The 15,645-nt window shown below is 49.5% G+C and carries 12 protein-coding genes and 1 pseudogene; 5 read left to right on the forward strand and 8 right to left on the reverse strand.

Going from position 1 to position 15,645, the window contains the following annotated elements; genetic code table 11:
* The first annotated feature begins 113 nt into the window (after positions 1-113).
* The 4 genes from AFK62_RS20425 (at position 114) to AFK62_RS20440 (ending at position 5,343) form a co-directional block, all read left to right on the forward strand.
* Positions 114-2,279 (forward strand): TonB-dependent receptor, encoded by a 2,166-nt coding sequence (locus AFK62_RS20425; protein WP_007679800.1) that lies wholly within the window; start codon positions 114-116, stop codon positions 2,277-2,279.
* 9 nt (positions 2,280-2,288) lie between these two features.
* A complete protein-coding gene (locus AFK62_RS20430; RefSeq protein ID WP_007679798.1) occupies positions 2,289-3,278 on the forward strand; it encodes an ABC transporter substrate-binding protein in 990 nt (329 codons plus the stop codon).
* A 542-nt stretch (positions 3,279-3,820) separates the two neighbouring features.
* Positions 3,821-4,684 (forward strand): arginase family protein, encoded by an 864-nt coding sequence (locus AFK62_RS20435; protein WP_007679796.1) that lies wholly within the window; start codon positions 3,821-3,823, stop codon positions 4,682-4,684.
* Positions 4,685-4,770: 86 nt separating this feature from the next.
* Complete coding sequence (locus AFK62_RS20440) at positions 4,771-5,343, forward strand: TetR/AcrR family transcriptional regulator (RefSeq protein ID WP_032984844.1); 573 nt, start codon at positions 4,771-4,773, stop codon at positions 5,341-5,343.
* A gap of 326 nt (positions 5,344-5,669) precedes the next feature.
* On the opposite strand, the gene AFK62_RS20445 is transcribed toward AFK62_RS20440, so the two are convergent.
* The 5 genes from AFK62_RS20445 to AFK62_RS20470 all read right to left on the reverse strand — a co-directional run bounded on the left by AFK62_RS20445 (position 5,670) and on the right by AFK62_RS20470 (position 10,988).
* Positions 5,670-7,478 carry a toxin-antitoxin system YwqK family antitoxin gene (locus AFK62_RS20445; RefSeq protein ID WP_007679791.1) on the reverse strand — a complete coding sequence of 603 codons (1,809 nt, stop codon included), beginning with the start codon at positions 7,476-7,478 and terminating at the stop codon, positions 5,670-5,672.
* Positions 7,479-7,825: 347 nt separating this feature from the next.
* The gene (locus AFK62_RS22725; RefSeq protein ID WP_158408830.1) at positions 7,826-8,218 is read right to left on the reverse strand and encodes a hypothetical protein; all 393 of its coding nucleotides are present in this window, start codon (positions 8,216-8,218) and stop codon (positions 7,826-7,828) included.
* Positions 8,219-8,304: 86 nt separating this feature from the next.
* Positions 8,305-9,060, reverse strand: a complete 756-nt coding sequence (dsbG, locus tag AFK62_RS20455; RefSeq protein WP_007679785.1) for a thiol:disulfide interchange protein DsbG — start codon at positions 9,058-9,060, stop codon at positions 8,305-8,307.
* A gap of 805 nt (positions 9,061-9,865) precedes the next feature.
* Positions 9,866-10,126 carry a DUF2534 family protein gene (locus AFK62_RS20465; protein WP_053532137.1) on the reverse strand — a complete coding sequence of 87 codons (261 nt, stop codon included), beginning with the start codon at positions 10,124-10,126 and terminating at the stop codon, positions 9,866-9,868.
* Positions 10,127-10,682: 556 nt separating this feature from the next.
* A complete protein-coding gene (locus AFK62_RS20470) occupies positions 10,683-10,988 on the reverse strand; it encodes an SMI1/KNR4 family protein (RefSeq protein ID WP_235509476.1) in 306 nt (101 codons plus the stop codon).
* A 292-nt stretch (positions 10,989-11,280) separates the two neighbouring features.
* Here AFK62_RS20470 and AFK62_RS22975 point away from each other — a divergent pair.
* Positions 11,281-11,370: pseudogene (locus AFK62_RS22975) on the forward strand (MarR family transcriptional regulator); the annotation flags it as partial.
* Between the two features lie 266 nt (positions 11,371-11,636).
* Here AFK62_RS22975 and bglB read toward each other — a convergent pair.
* The 3 genes from bglB to AFK62_RS20485 all read right to left on the reverse strand — a co-directional run bounded on the left by bglB (position 11,637) and on the right by AFK62_RS20485 (position 15,397).
* On the reverse strand, positions 11,637-12,779 hold the full coding sequence (gene bglB / locus AFK62_RS20475) for a beta-galactosidase BglB (protein WP_007679767.1): 1,143 nt from the start codon (positions 12,777-12,779) through the stop codon (positions 11,637-11,639).
* 361 nt (positions 12,780-13,140) lie between these two features.
* Entirely contained in the window at positions 13,141-14,232 is a 1,092-nt protein-coding gene (locus tag AFK62_RS20480) for an alcohol dehydrogenase catalytic domain-containing protein (protein WP_081590356.1), read from the reverse strand.
* Between the two features lie 244 nt (positions 14,233-14,476).
* Positions 14,477-15,397: a LacI family DNA-binding transcriptional regulator gene (locus AFK62_RS20485; protein WP_235509477.1), complete on the reverse strand. Its 921-nt coding sequence runs from the start codon at positions 15,395-15,397 to the stop codon at positions 14,477-14,479.
* Between the last annotated feature and the right edge of the window lie 248 nt (positions 15,398-15,645).

Consider the following 15,645-nt stretch of genomic DNA (forward strand, 5'->3'; position numbering starts at 1 on the left):
GAACCCAGCGGTTACCGTAATTTGTAAATATCTTACATTTTTGTGTGATCTCTATCATAAGTTTGCCTGCATAATGATCGTAATATAAATTTTTATATAACGATCATTGATACATGAAAACTCAAATAACTTTCGCTGCGCTTTTGCCAGCCTTAGCGTCTCTGGCACCTCTTCATGCGCATGCCGCGCCCACTTCTGAAGATGAAATCATTGTCACCCGCAGCACCACTACCGACACCTCGGATTCCGCCGCCGGTGCCGGATTCAAAACTACGGATATTAATGTCGGTCCGCTTGGCACAAAATCCTGGGTTGAAACGCCTTATTCCAGCACTACTGTTACCAAAGAAATGGTTGAAAATCAGCAGGCGCAAAGCGTGAGCGAAATGCTGAAATACGCTCCCAGTACGCAAATGCAGGCCCGCGGTGGGATGGATGTTGGACGGCCACAAAGCCGTGGTATGCAGGGAAGCGTGGTGGCCAACAGCCGTCTTGATGGGTTGAACATCGTTTCTACCACCGCGTTTCCGGTGGAAATGCTTCAACGCATGGATGTACTTAATAGTTTGACCGGAGCGTTGTACGGCCCGGCAAGTCCGGCCGGGCAGTTTAACTTCGTGGCGAAGCGTCCAACCGAAGAGGCGCTGCGAAAAGTGACGCTGGGCTATCAAAGCCGCAGTGCATTTACCGGCCATGCCGATCTAGGCGGGCATTTTGACGAGGACAAACGGTTTGGCTATCGCCTGAATTTGCTCGATCAGGAAGGCGAAGGCAATGTTGATGACAGCACGCTGCGCCGCAAACTGATTTCAGTGGCGCTCGACTGGAATATTCAGCCGGGAACTCAGTTACAGCTCGACGCCAGCCATTATGAATTTATCCAGAAAGGCTATGTCGGCAGCTTTAGCTATGGCCCGAACGTCAAACTGCCATCTGCGCCGAATCCGAAGGACAAAAATCTGGCGCTCAGTACAGCGGGTAACGACTTAACTACCGATACCATCAGCACCCACCTGACCCATTACTTTAACGAAGACTGGTCTATGAACGCGGGTGTGGGCTGGCAGCAGGCTGACCGCGCGATGCGCAGCGTTTCCAGCAAAATACTTAATAATCAAGACGATATTTCGCGCTCGATGAAGGACTCCACCGCTGCCGGGCGTTTCCGCGTGCTGAGCAACACGGCCGGGCTGAACGGCCACGTTGATACCGGCGCTGTCGGCCATGATCTGTCGCTTTCAACCACGGGATATGTCTGGTCGCTTTATAGTGCGAAGGGGACGGGGGCCAGTTATAGCTGGGGGACTACGAATATCTATCACCCGGATGCGATAGATGAGCAGGGCAATGGCAAAATCAGTACCGCTGGGCCACGCTATCGCTCCAGCGTAAACACTCAACAGAGCATTACGCTTGGTGATACGGTGACCTTTACACCGCAATGGTCGGCGATGTTCTATCTGAGCCAGAGCTGGCTGCAGACTAAAAACTACGACAAGTACGGCAATCAAACCAACCAGGTTGATGAAAATGGTTTAAGCCCGAACGTAGCGCTGATGTACAAAATCACCCCTGACACGATGGCCTACGTCAGCTATGCCGATTCGCTGGAACAGGGCGGCACAGCACCGTCGGATGACAGCGTAAAAAATGCCGGTCAAACGCTCGATCCTTATCGCAGCAAGCAGTATGAAATGGGGCTGAAAGCGGACGTCGGCGGGATGAATCTGGGCGCAGCGCTGTTCCGCCTGGAGCGTCCGTTTGCCTATCTTGATACGGATAACGTGTATAAAGAACAGGGTAATCAGGTTAACAACGGCCTCGAATTAACCGCTACCGGAAATGTCTGGCAGCGTCTGAATATTTACAGCGGCGTGACCTTCCTCGATCCGAAACTGAACGATACGGCGAATGCTTCAACCAGTGATAAACAGGTTGTCGGCGTGCCGAAAGTGCAGGCGAACCTGTTGGCGGAATACAGTCTGCCGTCTATGCCGGAATGGATTTACAGCGCTAACGTTCACTATACCGGCAAACGCGCGGCGAACGACACGAATACGTCTTACGCCAGCAGCTACACCACATGGGATTTGGGAGCGCGTTACACCACTAAAGTGAGTAACGTCCCAACCACTTTCCGCGTAGTGGTAAACAACGTGTTTGATAAACGTTACTGGGCTTCTATCTTCCCATCAGGAACCGATGGCGATAACGGTTCCCCGAGTGCGTTCATCGGCAGCGGACGCGAAGTGCGTGCTTCCGTCACCTTCGATTTCTAAGGGATAATGATGAAATTCTCCCGTTTATTCCCGCTAATGGCGCTGCTGCTGGCGGCCAGCCTGCATGCAGAAAATACGCACAAGAAGGTGCGTATCGCTTCACCGTGGCCGGCGCAAAATACCATTATCGCCATGCTGGGGTATGGCAATAACATCGTCGGAACGTCGATGATTGCCCAAAAGATCCCTCTGTTTCGCCAGATCCTGCCGCGCATTGAAAATGTCGCAGTGGTAAGCGTAAACAACGGGCATGAAATCAACCCTGAGCAGATTATCGCGCTGGGGGTCGATATGCTTTTTGTGCCGCAGGACATGGTGGTCCCTCAGCAGGATCTGCTGAAACAGGCAAGCGTGCAGGTGCTGGCGTTTGAAGCGGATTCACTGCGGGCGTTAACCCAACGCGTACAGCAAACGGCGGTGGTGCTGGGGCCGGATGCGCAGCAGAAAGCGCTCGCCTATCAACGCTACTTTGATCGTAATGTGGCCCTGGTCACTGGACGCCTGAAAGAGCTTCCCACTTCCCGACGCGTGACGCTCTATCACAGTATGGGAAATCCGCTGACTACCACCGGCAGGCCATCGCTCAACCAGGACTGGATTGACCTGGCCGGAGGTAAAAATATTGCTGAAAACTGGTTTGGCGGTCATCAACAAAACCGTTCGGGTGAGGTCGCGCTAGAGAAAATTGTGGCGGCTAATCCGTCGGTTATCGTCGCGATGAACAAGCGCGACGCGGATACCATTCTGCGTTCTCCGCAGTGGGCAAGTGTGGACGCGGTCATTCATCATCGCGTGTACGTTAACCCGAAAGGGATGTTCTGGTGGTGTCGCGAAACCAGCGAAGAGGCGCTGCAATTTTTGTGGCTGGCGAAAACGCTTTATCCCGAGCGCTTTGCTGATGTGGATATGCGTAAAGAGACGCGTGAGTTTTATCAGCAGTTCTTTGGCCTGACGTTAAGCGATGCGCAGGTGAGCGATGTGCTCAACCCACCACGCTAACGGAGGGTGAGAAAAACCATGACTGTAATGGAAAGTACGCTGTCAGTCGAAAACCGCTATCTTTAGATGTCGTCCGACCCTATACGAACGCTTTGTTTGCAGTGAACCTTCACCCCTACGCATCATTAGGTTATGAAGTTGAACGCACTGAAGAACGAAATGGCGGCTTAGCAATCCATCTGCTTAAACGCGTGTCCTGACAGTAGCCGCTATCGTAGGCGGTCATACGAATCATGTATCTGGAACCGCAGCCTACTAACCACGATGCACAGCCCAGATGTAATGTTCAATCCGGGTGGTTCTGCGGATTACCAGCAAATACGGTGCATCGCCCGGACGTGAACGAAGAACGTCCGCTTTGTGCCAGAAGCGGACACAGATTGAACCTGGCTGCAAAAATGATTTTTTCCTTTTGTTTTAACTTAACGTGCTGTGCTGTTTGCAATGAAGCGATAATAACGTAAAAATGAATGAACGTTCATTCATGACTGATCTGTGATTCTTTCAAATCAGTCTGTTGTCAAAACAAGCAAAGGCAAATTATGACCAGTAAAACGCTCAGACTTTTATTTCCCCAATGGCAAGGCGGCAATAACCCACCCTATCACCTTGGGTCGCTTCTTCTCTCGTATCTTTCCCCCGAATCGGATGGCCCTCTTGAGTCTGTTCCGGTCGATGAGCCCACAACGGAGTCACTGGCGGAAGTAGATGGCATTACCGCAAAACCTCAAATTATCAGGCAGCTCAACGATGCAGCTACTTTGATTGAGAAACATAATCCCGATTCAATTGTCGTTTTTGGTGGCGATTGCCTGGTATCACTGGCTCCTTTTTCACATCTGCTCAATAAATACGGTGATAAATTGGGGGTGCTATGGATTGACTCTCACCCTGACGTACAGACTGCTAAACAGTATCCAAACGCTCATGCCCATGTTCTTGGAACACTAATTGGAACGGGTGATAAAGATTTAGTTGCTCACGTAACCACCAGGCTTAATCCCTCAAAAATAATGATTGCAGGCATCCACGATCCACTGGCTTATGAAGCTGAATACCTTGCTCGTCATGACATTGCGACTATCGGCCCTGAACAAGTCAAAAATGGTGGGAAAGAAGTTTTGGAGTGGATTCACAGGGAAAGCATTGAGTATCTGGCGATACACTTGGATCTGGACGTTCTCGATCCGTCACTGTTCCGTTCGGTTCTTTTCGCCAAGCCCGGCAGAGGAGAACATGACTTTGGTGACGTCGCAGAAGGTAAACTATCCATTGACGATGTTCTAAATCTGATAGCTCAGGCAAACTCAAAAGCGGAACCTGTCGGCCTTACACTTGCAGAGCATTTACCCTGGGATATGCTGAATCTGAAGAATATGCTCAGTGCGTTACCGCTTATGAAGTAATATCTGATTCTGGGGTCAGAGTTCAATGCTGGCTCCAGAAAAAAACGCGTTTACGCCGGTGCCGTGGATTAAAAATAGTAGTGAACATGTTAAAGAAAACCGAAACCTACCATAAGCTGATTACCGCTGCCGCAGCCTGCTTTGCAGAGAAAGGCTTTAATGCGACAAGCGTACGTGAGATTTCTACTCGGGCAGGAATCAGCCAGGGAGCGATGTACACGTACTTCAAAAGCAAAGATGACCTTATCAAGGCAATCGTTCTTGAAGAGCAAAATTCTGCGTTGACCGCTCATAGTGCTCCGTCTGACGGCACTTATTACGAGCGCCTTTGCGCGCAGGTTACTTTGTGCGTAAGCGATGTAGGTTATCCGGTTACCCATCAACTATGGGTTGAAATCATGGCGGAGTCTGCGCGGAACCCTGAATTGCAGAAAACGTACATTTCCAGTGATACCATCATGCGGCAAAGTATTGCGGGAATCATCGCGGACGGTATTGCGGCGGGAGAGTTTCGCAGGGATATTAACCTTGAGGAAGTCACGATAATTCTTTTTGCCTTTATTGACGGTTTAATCGCGCGCAAGGCTATTAACGCATCCTTCTCTTTCAGTCGCGATTTGCCTATGTTTTTAGAGCTAATGTCAAAATTATTGAAATAATGCTACACCGGTTCAGTCAAAACGATATCGCTCGAAGCGCAAATGTCCGCTTTTCGCTCATAGCGGACCTTGCAGCACGTATGTCCGCTTTGTGCCACAAGCGGACATTGCTAACTCCATGTCAAGCTGATCCGGGGGTAGCAGCTCAAGTGAGTGATATCTTCTGAGATTATCGGCGCGTCGAACTCCAATACTGCCCGGTAAACGTGAAGAATATCAGAGAGCGAGACTACAGAAATAATTGATACGGGCAGGGGGTTGTCCTGTCGTTCTACTCGAGGAGTGAATGGCCTCCCTGCCATAGCGGTCCTGAGTGCAGCACCACTCTACTCAATCATTGGACTATGGATCATTAAGAACTCCCAGGTATTATTCGGCATCAGCGGGAACCCCTGGCTGAATGCATTCTCTGAAACCTGATGCGCATAATGGATTTCTGGGACAGGTTTATCTTTAACGGACGCGGGACCAAACGAGGTCAGTTCAGAAATGAGCACGTTACCGCTATTCAGCATGCTGCCTGCATCGTTCATAAGCACCTGAGGCGAGCCGCTAATTTCAACAGCTTTCATCACCGCACGACCAGTTTCAGGCGCGTACCATATTTTCTCAGCGGTATATCCCGACACGTCGCATGCTTTTGTATCACAGGTCATTTCCGACGCCAGCGTGCCAGTATGATGTGGACTGGATTTAGTCCAGTGGATATTACGGGTAATCAGCAGCGTATCAAAGGTCCCACCAGCAACCGTGATTTTCTCAATACCTGCAATTTTTGATAACGACGTCGCTTTATAGGTATATCCCCACTTCTGCCCCTTATCCCATGGCACGGTTACCCGGGTCTGGTAGCTGTTCTTCCACTCCTTACCCGGCGTCAACGGAAATGAGAGAATGTGTCGATCCTGCTGTGGCTGATTCGGCATGATCCAGGTGTAGGTATCGAGATTTTCTTTTATTTCACCATGGTCTGTCCGCCAGGTTGCCGTCTTATCATCCGATGTGATTAATTTCAGTGCGCTGCTGTGTTTGCCATCTGAACTATATTCCCATACGGTGCCAAGTTTCGGCAGAACCCGTGAATCGATATTAAAAGGGATCTTAACGTGCGGCATTCCCTTGTCATCATACGTAATGTAATCAAGTCCTACGCTATAACTAGCGGTTTTCTGCTTGTCCGAAGCGTGCTTCTCGAAAAAAATAACATTCGCAATGTCGTCAAATGCGAAACTGTCTCCAGTTTCCTTACCCGCCTTAAATTGAGAGTAACGAACGACCTTGCCATCTTTTACCGTTTTTTCTTCCCCTTCTTTTACCCCATTTTTATAGGTGGAATAGGTAGTTTGTCCCTCATGGCTACTGATTTGCTCCCCCTCTCTCTGTAAGCGGTCATTGGTAATATATTGTACTAAACCAGTTAGTTGCCCATCACTGTTAAAAGTTTCAGTTTTGCTACGGGCCATGTCAGTCATCAGAGTTTTTCGTTCTACAATTTTGCCATCTGCGCCATAGGTGATCGTTATCGAGGGATCATTGCCATATTTCTCAATGCGTTTTATTAATTTCCCATTTTCATCGAAATAATCGTCCATCTCTTTTTCGATGTTTTTTATGGTTTTGGTGTGATTTTTTTGTTTAAGCTTGCCATCATCATAATAATATTTTGATTCTTTATATTTCTCACCATCATAATTAAGACCCTCGTAACTAAGCTGGCCATTTTTATAATACGTTCTCTCAATGATGGACCATCCGCCGTCGAGATATCGTTTTACTTCTTTGGGAGAGCCATCCTCATTATTGGTCGTTTCTAAACCAATGGAGGTTCCCTCTTTATCCCACTCACCTTCTTTTTTTATTTTTCCATCAGGATAATAGAAGCGGTATTTTCCAGTCATATTTTCGCTTGCGAGCAAATCTTCATGGTTAATATCTTGTAAGGTGGCCTGAAGATAGGGCTTACCATCAGGGTAGCGCAGTGTGAATTTATCTCCGGGTTTTGCTGGCCAGTCCAGTAACCAGGCAGTCTTTTGCCCTTCTATAGCAAGTTGCCATTCACTGGTTACATTGCGTGTTTCCGCCCAGGCTGAATGCGCCAGAGTAATGACAGACAGTAAATATATCGCTCGTTTCATTCCTGCTCCTGAAATTCATATTTAACACCTGAAGCGAGTGTCATACGTCGTTGCATTTTTTCTATTATCACCGTTAGGTTGAGGTAGGGACAACTACCTGAATTTTCATTGACGGCTTTGATTTTTTTGGACTGACCCGGGTGTGGTAGACGATCCTGTCCATGCATTGCGCATAGGATAACGTACGTGCGCACCATGATTTACACTTAAACTTAGTGTTCGCTCTTACAATGAATTTTTTTATCTTTTATTGATAGACCAGGCATATATCGAGTGGATTATCAAAATTTGCTACCGAGATATTATATTCATTGTAATTGATATACTCAGCCATCATGGGGTAAAGGTCAGCTATTCGCTCTCAGCATAGCTTCCGTTCGCATTTTGCTTTGGACTCCCTCCTGCCGTCTCTCCTTCACCCTTACATGTGCTGACGCAGCCCAGATCCGACATTGCCTTGTTTCGGGTCCGCGCAGAAAAAAGTAAATGAAGAGGTGGAAGTGCTGCGGTTGGCGATCCAGCTCGGGATTGGCAACATCACGGATAATGATATTCTTTCCACTATGACCGTTTGCCGCCCCCCCTTCAGACGCCTCCAGCGCGTCCTTCTGCTCCCGGATGCTCGCGTAAGTGTCGAGCATCTGCTGCCCCTGCCACCACAGAATACCCGCGCCCACGGCATTCAGCAGCACGGAAACCAGCACGATGGTCAGCCACTTCTGGCTGACCATGCGCACCATGCCTTTCGTGTGCTGGCTCGTGGCTTAAGACAGCTTCCGGTCGTGGTCGAGGATAGCGCCCCGGGCGATGATTGCGTCAGCTCAGGTTATTTACACGCCACGAGATCGGCCATCTGTTCAGCATTTGGTAGCCCGACTATCTGCTGAAGCGCTTTATCTTTATTCAGATAATAAATGGCCGGTGTGCCGTTCGCGCCCAGTTGCTCCATCAAATACTGATTGTACTGGATCTGCCTGAACGCGGCGGGCGCGGTTTTTTCCGGCTGCGCCGGTTTATTTTTGCCATTCGAGCTTTGCATGACCTGCCAGGTGGCGAGAGGCGCCTTAGAGGCGAGCACTGCGGCGGCGTAACGTCCGCTCTCCGGGCGGAGCACGCCGACTAACAGTGTTTTCAGGCTGATGCTGTTGTCCTTCAGATAGGGCTGCGCCTGTTGCCAGAATTTATGGCAGTAGGGGCAGAACGGATCGGCAAACACCACCACTTTACAGGCGGCCTTGTCGCTGCCTTCCTGAATGCCCGCCGCCTTGTCCAGGGTTTTCCACATCTCGCGACCCGCCGGGATATAAATCTCCTCATGGATGATTTTCTCGCTGAGGTTATTGCCCTGGGCATCATACATATAGCCAGAAATGACATGTTGTTTGTCGGGCGTCAGGTAGAGCGTCACGCCCGTATCCTGATATTTACCAAGCCAGCCCTGAACGCCGCCTGGCGCGGTAAAAGGCTTAATGATCTCTATTCCTTGTTTTTCCATCTGTTTAACCGGCTCCGGCAAGTTATCGGTCTGCGCTTGTGCGTTGACGCTTGCGAGAAGGGCGCAGGCCATCAGCATTTTTTTCATCATCGATCCTTTTTCATAGTTTGAGTCGCGGCTGCGCCAGCGTTATCCAGCGCGCTAAGCACGTCATTTTTATTAAGCAGGGACGAAAGCACGTTGCCACCAGGCGCTGATGGCCCGAATCCGGCGTTAAACGATACCGCTTGTATCCTGGCGCACCTGAATCTGCGCATGCGTAGCCGGTAGCCGCCCGTTGCGGTTTGCCGCGCTGACAGGCGTCCGTAACACGTTTTCATCTTTATTCCCCATAAATCATTAACCGAACAAGACAAGCACGGTCAGTCATTCACGGAAGACGCAGTTTTTAAGGTGTATTCGTAAAAGCGGAGGACGAGGGATCGCGTCCGGCAGGGCGCGGACGTTAATCTTAACCAGTACCGCCAGCACTAATACCAGCAGACCCGGGAGAACGATTATCGTGTCGAAATGCAGGGGTTGTGCGCAAAGCAGTGAATGTGCGCTGAGTTCACAAGGCGAGAGGGAGGGGGGCGTGGCCTTATAAGTGCTGCTTTGTGTCGTAAGGCTCAGCGCCGAAGCCTTGACCTGCATCTGATGCAGAATGCTGGCCCGTTGAGTGAGGCAAATAAGCATTACGCAGCAGGCAATGACCAAAAGCAGTGTGCCTTTCAGTGGCCTGTTTTTTGTGTAAGCGGAGCCTGCGGTCGTCATCATCGGCAAAAGCATAGTGAGCGCACTCAGAGGGGACAAGCGCTGATTTGTAAATCAATCATGACATGCCGGCAGGCGGCCGCTTTCATGGCTTTTATAAAACGCTGCCTGCGGGCCGGGTTTATCCTCAGGCGCAGAGTTAGCCCCGATCGTCTTTCGGGCCTAAAAAATAGAACGCGAACGGCAGCGAAATAATGAAGGAGAAGGGAACGCTGTAAATGAGTACCCATGCCCCCTGCATGATGAACATCGACGCGCTCCAGTGTTCCATCGGCATGTTGTACTGTTCTTCAACGCCTTCAAATGTGACACGGGAGACGACCGTCAGTACCGTGGCGAACACAATCACCAGTGCCGTCAGGAATTTTTTCCCGTCACGGGAACGCAGTTTTTCGAGCATGTCATTCTCCAGAGAAGACGTTTCCGCCCTGGTGGCGGCCAATACGCGAGCGCGGCAAGGCTCACTCGCGAACGCGATTACAGACTAAAAGTGGCGCAAGTGTATCGTAATTGAGAGGTGAATGTTATGAACGGTGCGGGCGTTAAGGCATGTATTTTCCTGTCAAAGCTAAATAATTGATTGATTGAATCATTTTATGTCATTCTGTTTCCCCCATACCGCATATCCGCCGTAGCCATCAGGATGCAATATTTACAGAACTCGCTTACCGGCATGTCCGTCGCCTTTGATAACATTCACATTGTTTTCTTTCGCCCATATGTGCTGTACAGGACGTAGAGCACGTTCGCTGGATGCGAGATGATACTACCGCTGTTGTCTAACCCTATAGCAGCGGTTTTACGAGCCTGAGCATATTCATCAATCGTTAAGTAAGCCATGCAGCCAGCAAAATGAGCAGCAGGGTAAAAATTACCGTGGAACCTCATGCGTACTCAGGGCAGTATTTTCCACTCAGCACAGCAAAAGGAATTGACCCGCTCCCCGTTAACGCCTTTCATGCATCATCTGAAATAACGTAGAATGCGTTCAAAACGGACTTATCAAGATCCTTGTATGTTTTTCTAAATTTCTGAGTCAGATCAACCACTGTCGCTTTTCCAACTAAAGAACCATTATTGAAAGCATGTATATCTATACCTCCAAAAGCCCCGCCAAACCATTTTATGAACTCAATATATTGCTCATTAAATTTAATTTTTAACTCTTTTTCTGCGTTTGCTATCTCTTCATCAGTAGCAGGAATACCGTATAAAACCATATCCTGATCAGATGTTAAGTTCTCTCTGACGCGAGTTAACAATTATTCATTCATAGCAATCACCTCGGTTTTATCTAAATTGACGACATTTCTCGCATAATCCACCCGGACATGGCGGCGCATGACCTCGCGTATACCGCCCGGCCATACGATTTGTGTAAGCCGGTACCATAAGTTTCACTGGCAGCGCCCGCACATGGCATACAGTGACACTCCGGGAAACAGGTGAGCCGGAAGGTGTTGCTGGTTATGACATGTGGAACAATGCCCATACGGCAACGCTGCAATATTTTAAATTCAAAGACGGTGATCTATTCCATCCGAACGCACTGAAATGATGATAACACCTGTTGAATTTAATGTGCTGAAAGTCATGACAGAAAAAGACATCGACTGGACTTGGATAATACGGGATCGCACTCTTATGCCCACATCATCAGCATTTTCAAAAAGTTGATTATGGTGCGTGTAATCTATCTTATGTTAAATAAGCGAGATGGCGCCAGGCTCATGATGCCCTTTCTTTGAAAACGGCGCGTTAATCACTTCGTTGGTAAATGTTGGTTGTGGCCTTACGAAAACGTCCCTGCGTAAAATTTATGGGTATTCGTTTTGTCCTGTAACGATGCGCGTATAAAAACGCGGGTGCGACTAATAGATAATGGCGGTTTACCGCCATTACTTCTTATATTAAAGATAAGTATGTAAATATTCGGCCATACAAAGTACGGCCATAGCCTGCCCGTACGGCATAGGCGTGAGAGGAATCTGGCGGTAGTAATCTAAATCAGGCCCCATCTCTGTACCAAAAGAGGATTGGGTTAATTCCCCTTCTTGATTAATGCAGCCGACCACACCTCGAATCGCTTTTTCCCCGACTACGGCGTATTCACGACGAATGTAGCGCTTTCGCACTGCTTTCAAAATTCCATAGGCAAAACCCGCCGTGGCCGAACTTTCAAGATAGGCATCCCGATCATCCAGCAGCGTATGCCACAGGCCGCTCTCATCCTGCAACTCTGCCAGTGCGCTCACCTGGCTGTTTAACACCTCCAGTAAAAAACGGCGCGTGGCATCGTATTCTGGTAAGTCTAACAGTTCGATGAAGTCCGGGATCGCCACTGTCAGCCAGCTGTTTCCGCGAGCCCATCGGGCGCGAGAAAAATTGTGATTGCCTTCAAAGGTCCAGCCGTGGAACCAGAGCCCGGTTTCACGATCCATCAGATACTGGATATGGGTCAGAAACTGGAATTTTGCTTCCTCGATATAGGCCTGTCGTCCCAGCAGCTTGCCAATTTTAGCCAGCGGCATAACTGTCATCATCAGGGTGTCATCCCACAGCTGTTGATTATTCTCTTTATGGATCACGACATGCTGGATGCCCCCTTTTTCAGTGCGCGGCATTTCGTGCATAATCCACTCCGCCCAACGTTCAAGTAGCGGCAACCAGGCGGGATTGCGCGTCTCTTCATAACGGTAGGCCAGCGTTAACAGTGGACAGACCGTATTAACGTTTTTGGTGGGAACGCCTTCAGCCAGCCGGGCACTAAACCAATCGTCAATGATGGCAAGCACCTCCGGCTCGCCCGTCTGTTGGTAGAACTGCAAAATGCCATACAATCCCACGCCATGCGTCCATTCCCACCCAGCCCGCCAGCCTTTTGCATCGATAATTCGTCCATCATCTAAATGCAGAGCAAACTCACCGGTACGGTCTTCGATTGCAATCAGGTTTTGCGTGACTTTACGAATAAGCGCCGTCAGCGCATCGCGCGAAATAAAGTGCTCTGGCTGGCGCAGTAAGGCGCTGTGTTTAACGGGATAAATGGTCATTGTGTCACCCTGTCTATTTGTCATTTTCTGAAGGAATTTACGTCGTGTACGAAATGTCAGCTTTAACCGGCGCGGCTTTCATGCCGTTGAGATAGCCGAAGTAGCCAAGAAAAATGCCGGGCAGGAAGGCCGGGATAATTGCCCGATCGCAATGCGCGTACCGGAGGATTTATGTTTAATTCCGGCACCCGCGTTTCATCAGGCACCAGACTCATGGGATAGGCGATATCAAAGTGTAAAGAGGGATAGTGGTGCGGTCGGATTTTGCATTCTTTCATTTTTAGTCTGCCCGGAAGCGTGGAGTACAGGCTGAGCATGCTGGCGTCCGAAGCCGCCAGCATCGACGGTTGATCGTTACGCGTTACTCCACGTGAGGCACCAGGAGCACTTTTACCGCCTCTGCGGTACCAAAGGTATCAAACGCGTTTTCCCATTGGTCGAGCGGAAATTTATGCGTGACAATGCCTTCGGCAGTGAACAGTTTCCGGCTGAACAGGTCGATCACGGTTTCGTAACAGCCAGGGCTTAAATGCGCGCCACGAATATCCAGCTCTTTACGATCGCCAATGATGGACCAGTCCACGGTGGTTTCGCGGCTAAAGACGCTGAATTCAACGAAGCGGCCCAGTTTACGGATCATCTGTAGCCCCTGCGTTACCGCAGCCGGATTACCAGACGCCTCGATATAAACATCGCAACCGTAGCCGTCAGTTAGCGCTTTAACCTCGGCGATAACATCTTCTTCGAGCGGGTTCAGCACCACATCCGCACCCAGCGTCTTCGCCAGCGCCAGGCGATAAGGCATGGTGTCTATGACGATAAGCTTTTTCGGCGTTTTTAGCTTAATGGCCTGGATCATGCCCAATCCGAGCGTTCCGGCCCCGGCCAGTACAACCACATCATTAAACTGAATATCGCCACGGTTAACGGCATGTACCGAACAGGAGAACGGTTCGATTAATGCACACTCTTCCAGCGAGAGTGATGCGGGAATTTTGTGTACCCTGCTCGTGGGTTTAAACAGCATGTATTCAGTCATGCCGCCGTCGGCATCCTCTTTCTGGAAGCCATAAATATCGTGCTTTTCGCACATCCAGTACTGCCCGTTTCGGCAGAAGCGACACTTATCGCAGGGAACGATCTGTTCTGCGATCACCCGGTCTCCCACCTCGACGTTAAAGTGTTCCAGCGCGTTAGGGCCTGCTGCCACTACCGTGCCAAAAAACTCATGGCCGCTCACGACAGGCGTTTTGACATAAGGCGGGAAGGTCTCGTTTCCCCAGAACATGGGGGCCCCGTGATAGCAGTGAAAATCAGAGGCGCATATGCCGCATGCTCCTACCTTTACCAGCAGCTCATTGTGCTGTGGTTTTTGCAAAGGCGAAGTGACTAAACGGTAATCGTGGGGACCAAAATTGACCAGTTGCTTGATGACGGTGGGTTGTATGTTCACAGCAGCGTTCCTGTAACGAAGGATGTTGAAGTAACCTTATAATGTTTTCGTGAACATTTATAAGTAAGACATCCATCATTTGTGATCAGCGTTACATTAATCTTTAATATCCATTTAAAAACAATAAGTTAATAAAATTTAATCCATGCATTAACCAAGTGTCCTTAAAAAAACCACCTAAAAATAGCATCTAAATGTTTATGTGAACATTTTTGGGGTTTGAAACAGACTGCGGACAGGCGGATCAACGGGCGTTTTTCAAAAAACCATTAATAACGGTGCGAGGCTGCCATGGGCGGCCTTCAATCGCGGCGACCAGGTTTTCTGCCACGATGGTGGCCCACTGTTTGTAATCGTGAGCCACGCAGGGGTAAAAAAAGCCAAAGGCTTCAGCGTGAGGGATGTCGTCTATCGACAGAAAATCCACGTCAGTTAGCGACCATTTCGTCGCGACACTGCGTGCGGCAAGGGAAATGGCGCCGTTGACACCCACAATCGCGTCATAGCGCCTGTCACCTGCCGTAAAATGCGCGGTAATGATCTCTTTCGCGTTGTCGTAGCGGTAATCCGTGTATAGATGGGTGATTTTTGTGGTTGCCGAAATATTGTCGCAGATGCTCCGTACACGCGCTTGCGTGATGCGGGAGCGCTCCTTGCCACCAATCACCAGTACATGCCGATACTGCTTTTGTTTAACCACGGAGGCAATCAACTCCCCTGCCCGCTCATCGTTGACGTAGACGGCAGGAAGCGTGGTATCAAACTGGCGGTCAAACTGGATGAGCCGGGTCGGTGAATGGTAGAGCATTTTCAGGTGACTGGTGTCATAGTCCGGCGTGTCGTCAATGACCGATAACACAATGCCTGCTGCTTTATAGCCGACCAGCGTATTAACGGCTTTCACCTCGGACTCCCGGCTGCCGCCCGTCGTAAAAATCATCACTGAGTAGCCTTTCGCTTCTGCGTGCTGGCATAGCTCCTGGATAACGTACGCGTAACTCTGGTTAAACGTATCGTCGGTCACAATCCCAATAATCGGACTTTGCGTCGTCTTGATGTTTTGCGCGAAAACGTTGGGAACATACTTAACTTCGCGGGCTATTTGCAGGATTTTCTCCCGCGTTTTAGGCTTTACTTTATCCGGATCGGTAAAGGTTCTGGACACGGTAATACTGCTGACTCCAGCAAGACGGGCGATGTCAGTGATGGTAGGGGCTTTATTACCGGCATTTTTCATATGGCGACACTTATTTTGCTGAAAAAAAGGAATATACCATCAAAAAAACATGGCGTACCTCTGCATTTCACACCGACGTTGCGCCCGTTCACCCCTGCTAAAACCCGCATTTATTAACACCCGGCGCACCGGCGGATCTCCTTCGATTTTGTGCTGTTCAGGCAGTGATAAGGCAT

The organism is Cronobacter condimenti 1330, from assembly GCF_001277255.1.
GTDB classification, from domain to species: domain Bacteria; phylum Pseudomonadota; class Gammaproteobacteria; order Enterobacterales; family Enterobacteriaceae; genus Cronobacter; species Cronobacter condimenti.

Excerpts from the sequence above, each read along its gene's own strand:
- AFK62_RS20440 (WP_032984844.1), top strand. The coding sequence starts at position 4,771 with ATGTTAAAGAAAACCGAAACCTACCATAAGCTGATTACCGCTGCCGCA.
- AFK62_RS22725 (WP_158408830.1), bottom strand. The coding sequence starts at position 8,218 with ATGGTGCGCATGGTCAGCCAGAAGTGGCTGACCATCGTGCTGGTTTCC.
- dsbG (WP_007679785.1), bottom strand. The coding sequence starts at position 9,060 with ATGAAAAAAATGCTGATGGCCTGCGCCCTTCTCGCAAGCGTCAACGCA.
- bglB (WP_007679767.1), bottom strand. The coding sequence starts at position 12,779 with ATGACCATTTATCCCGTTAAACACAGCGCCTTACTGCGCCAGCCAGAG.
- AFK62_RS20435 (WP_007679796.1), top strand. The coding sequence starts at position 3,821 with ATGACCAGTAAAACGCTCAGACTTTTATTTCCCCAATGGCAAGGCGGC.
- AFK62_RS20445 (WP_007679791.1), bottom strand. The coding sequence starts at position 7,478 with ATGAAACGAGCGATATATTTACTGTCTGTCATTACTCTGGCGCATTCA.
- AFK62_RS20425 (WP_007679800.1), top strand. The coding sequence starts at position 114 with ATGAAAACTCAAATAACTTTCGCTGCGCTTTTGCCAGCCTTAGCGTCT.
- AFK62_RS20465 (WP_053532137.1), bottom strand. The coding sequence starts at position 10,126 with ATGCTCGAAAAACTGCGTTCCCGTGACGGGAAAAAATTCCTGACGGCA.
- AFK62_RS20430 (WP_007679798.1), top strand. The coding sequence starts at position 2,289 with ATGAAATTCTCCCGTTTATTCCCGCTAATGGCGCTGCTGCTGGCGGCC.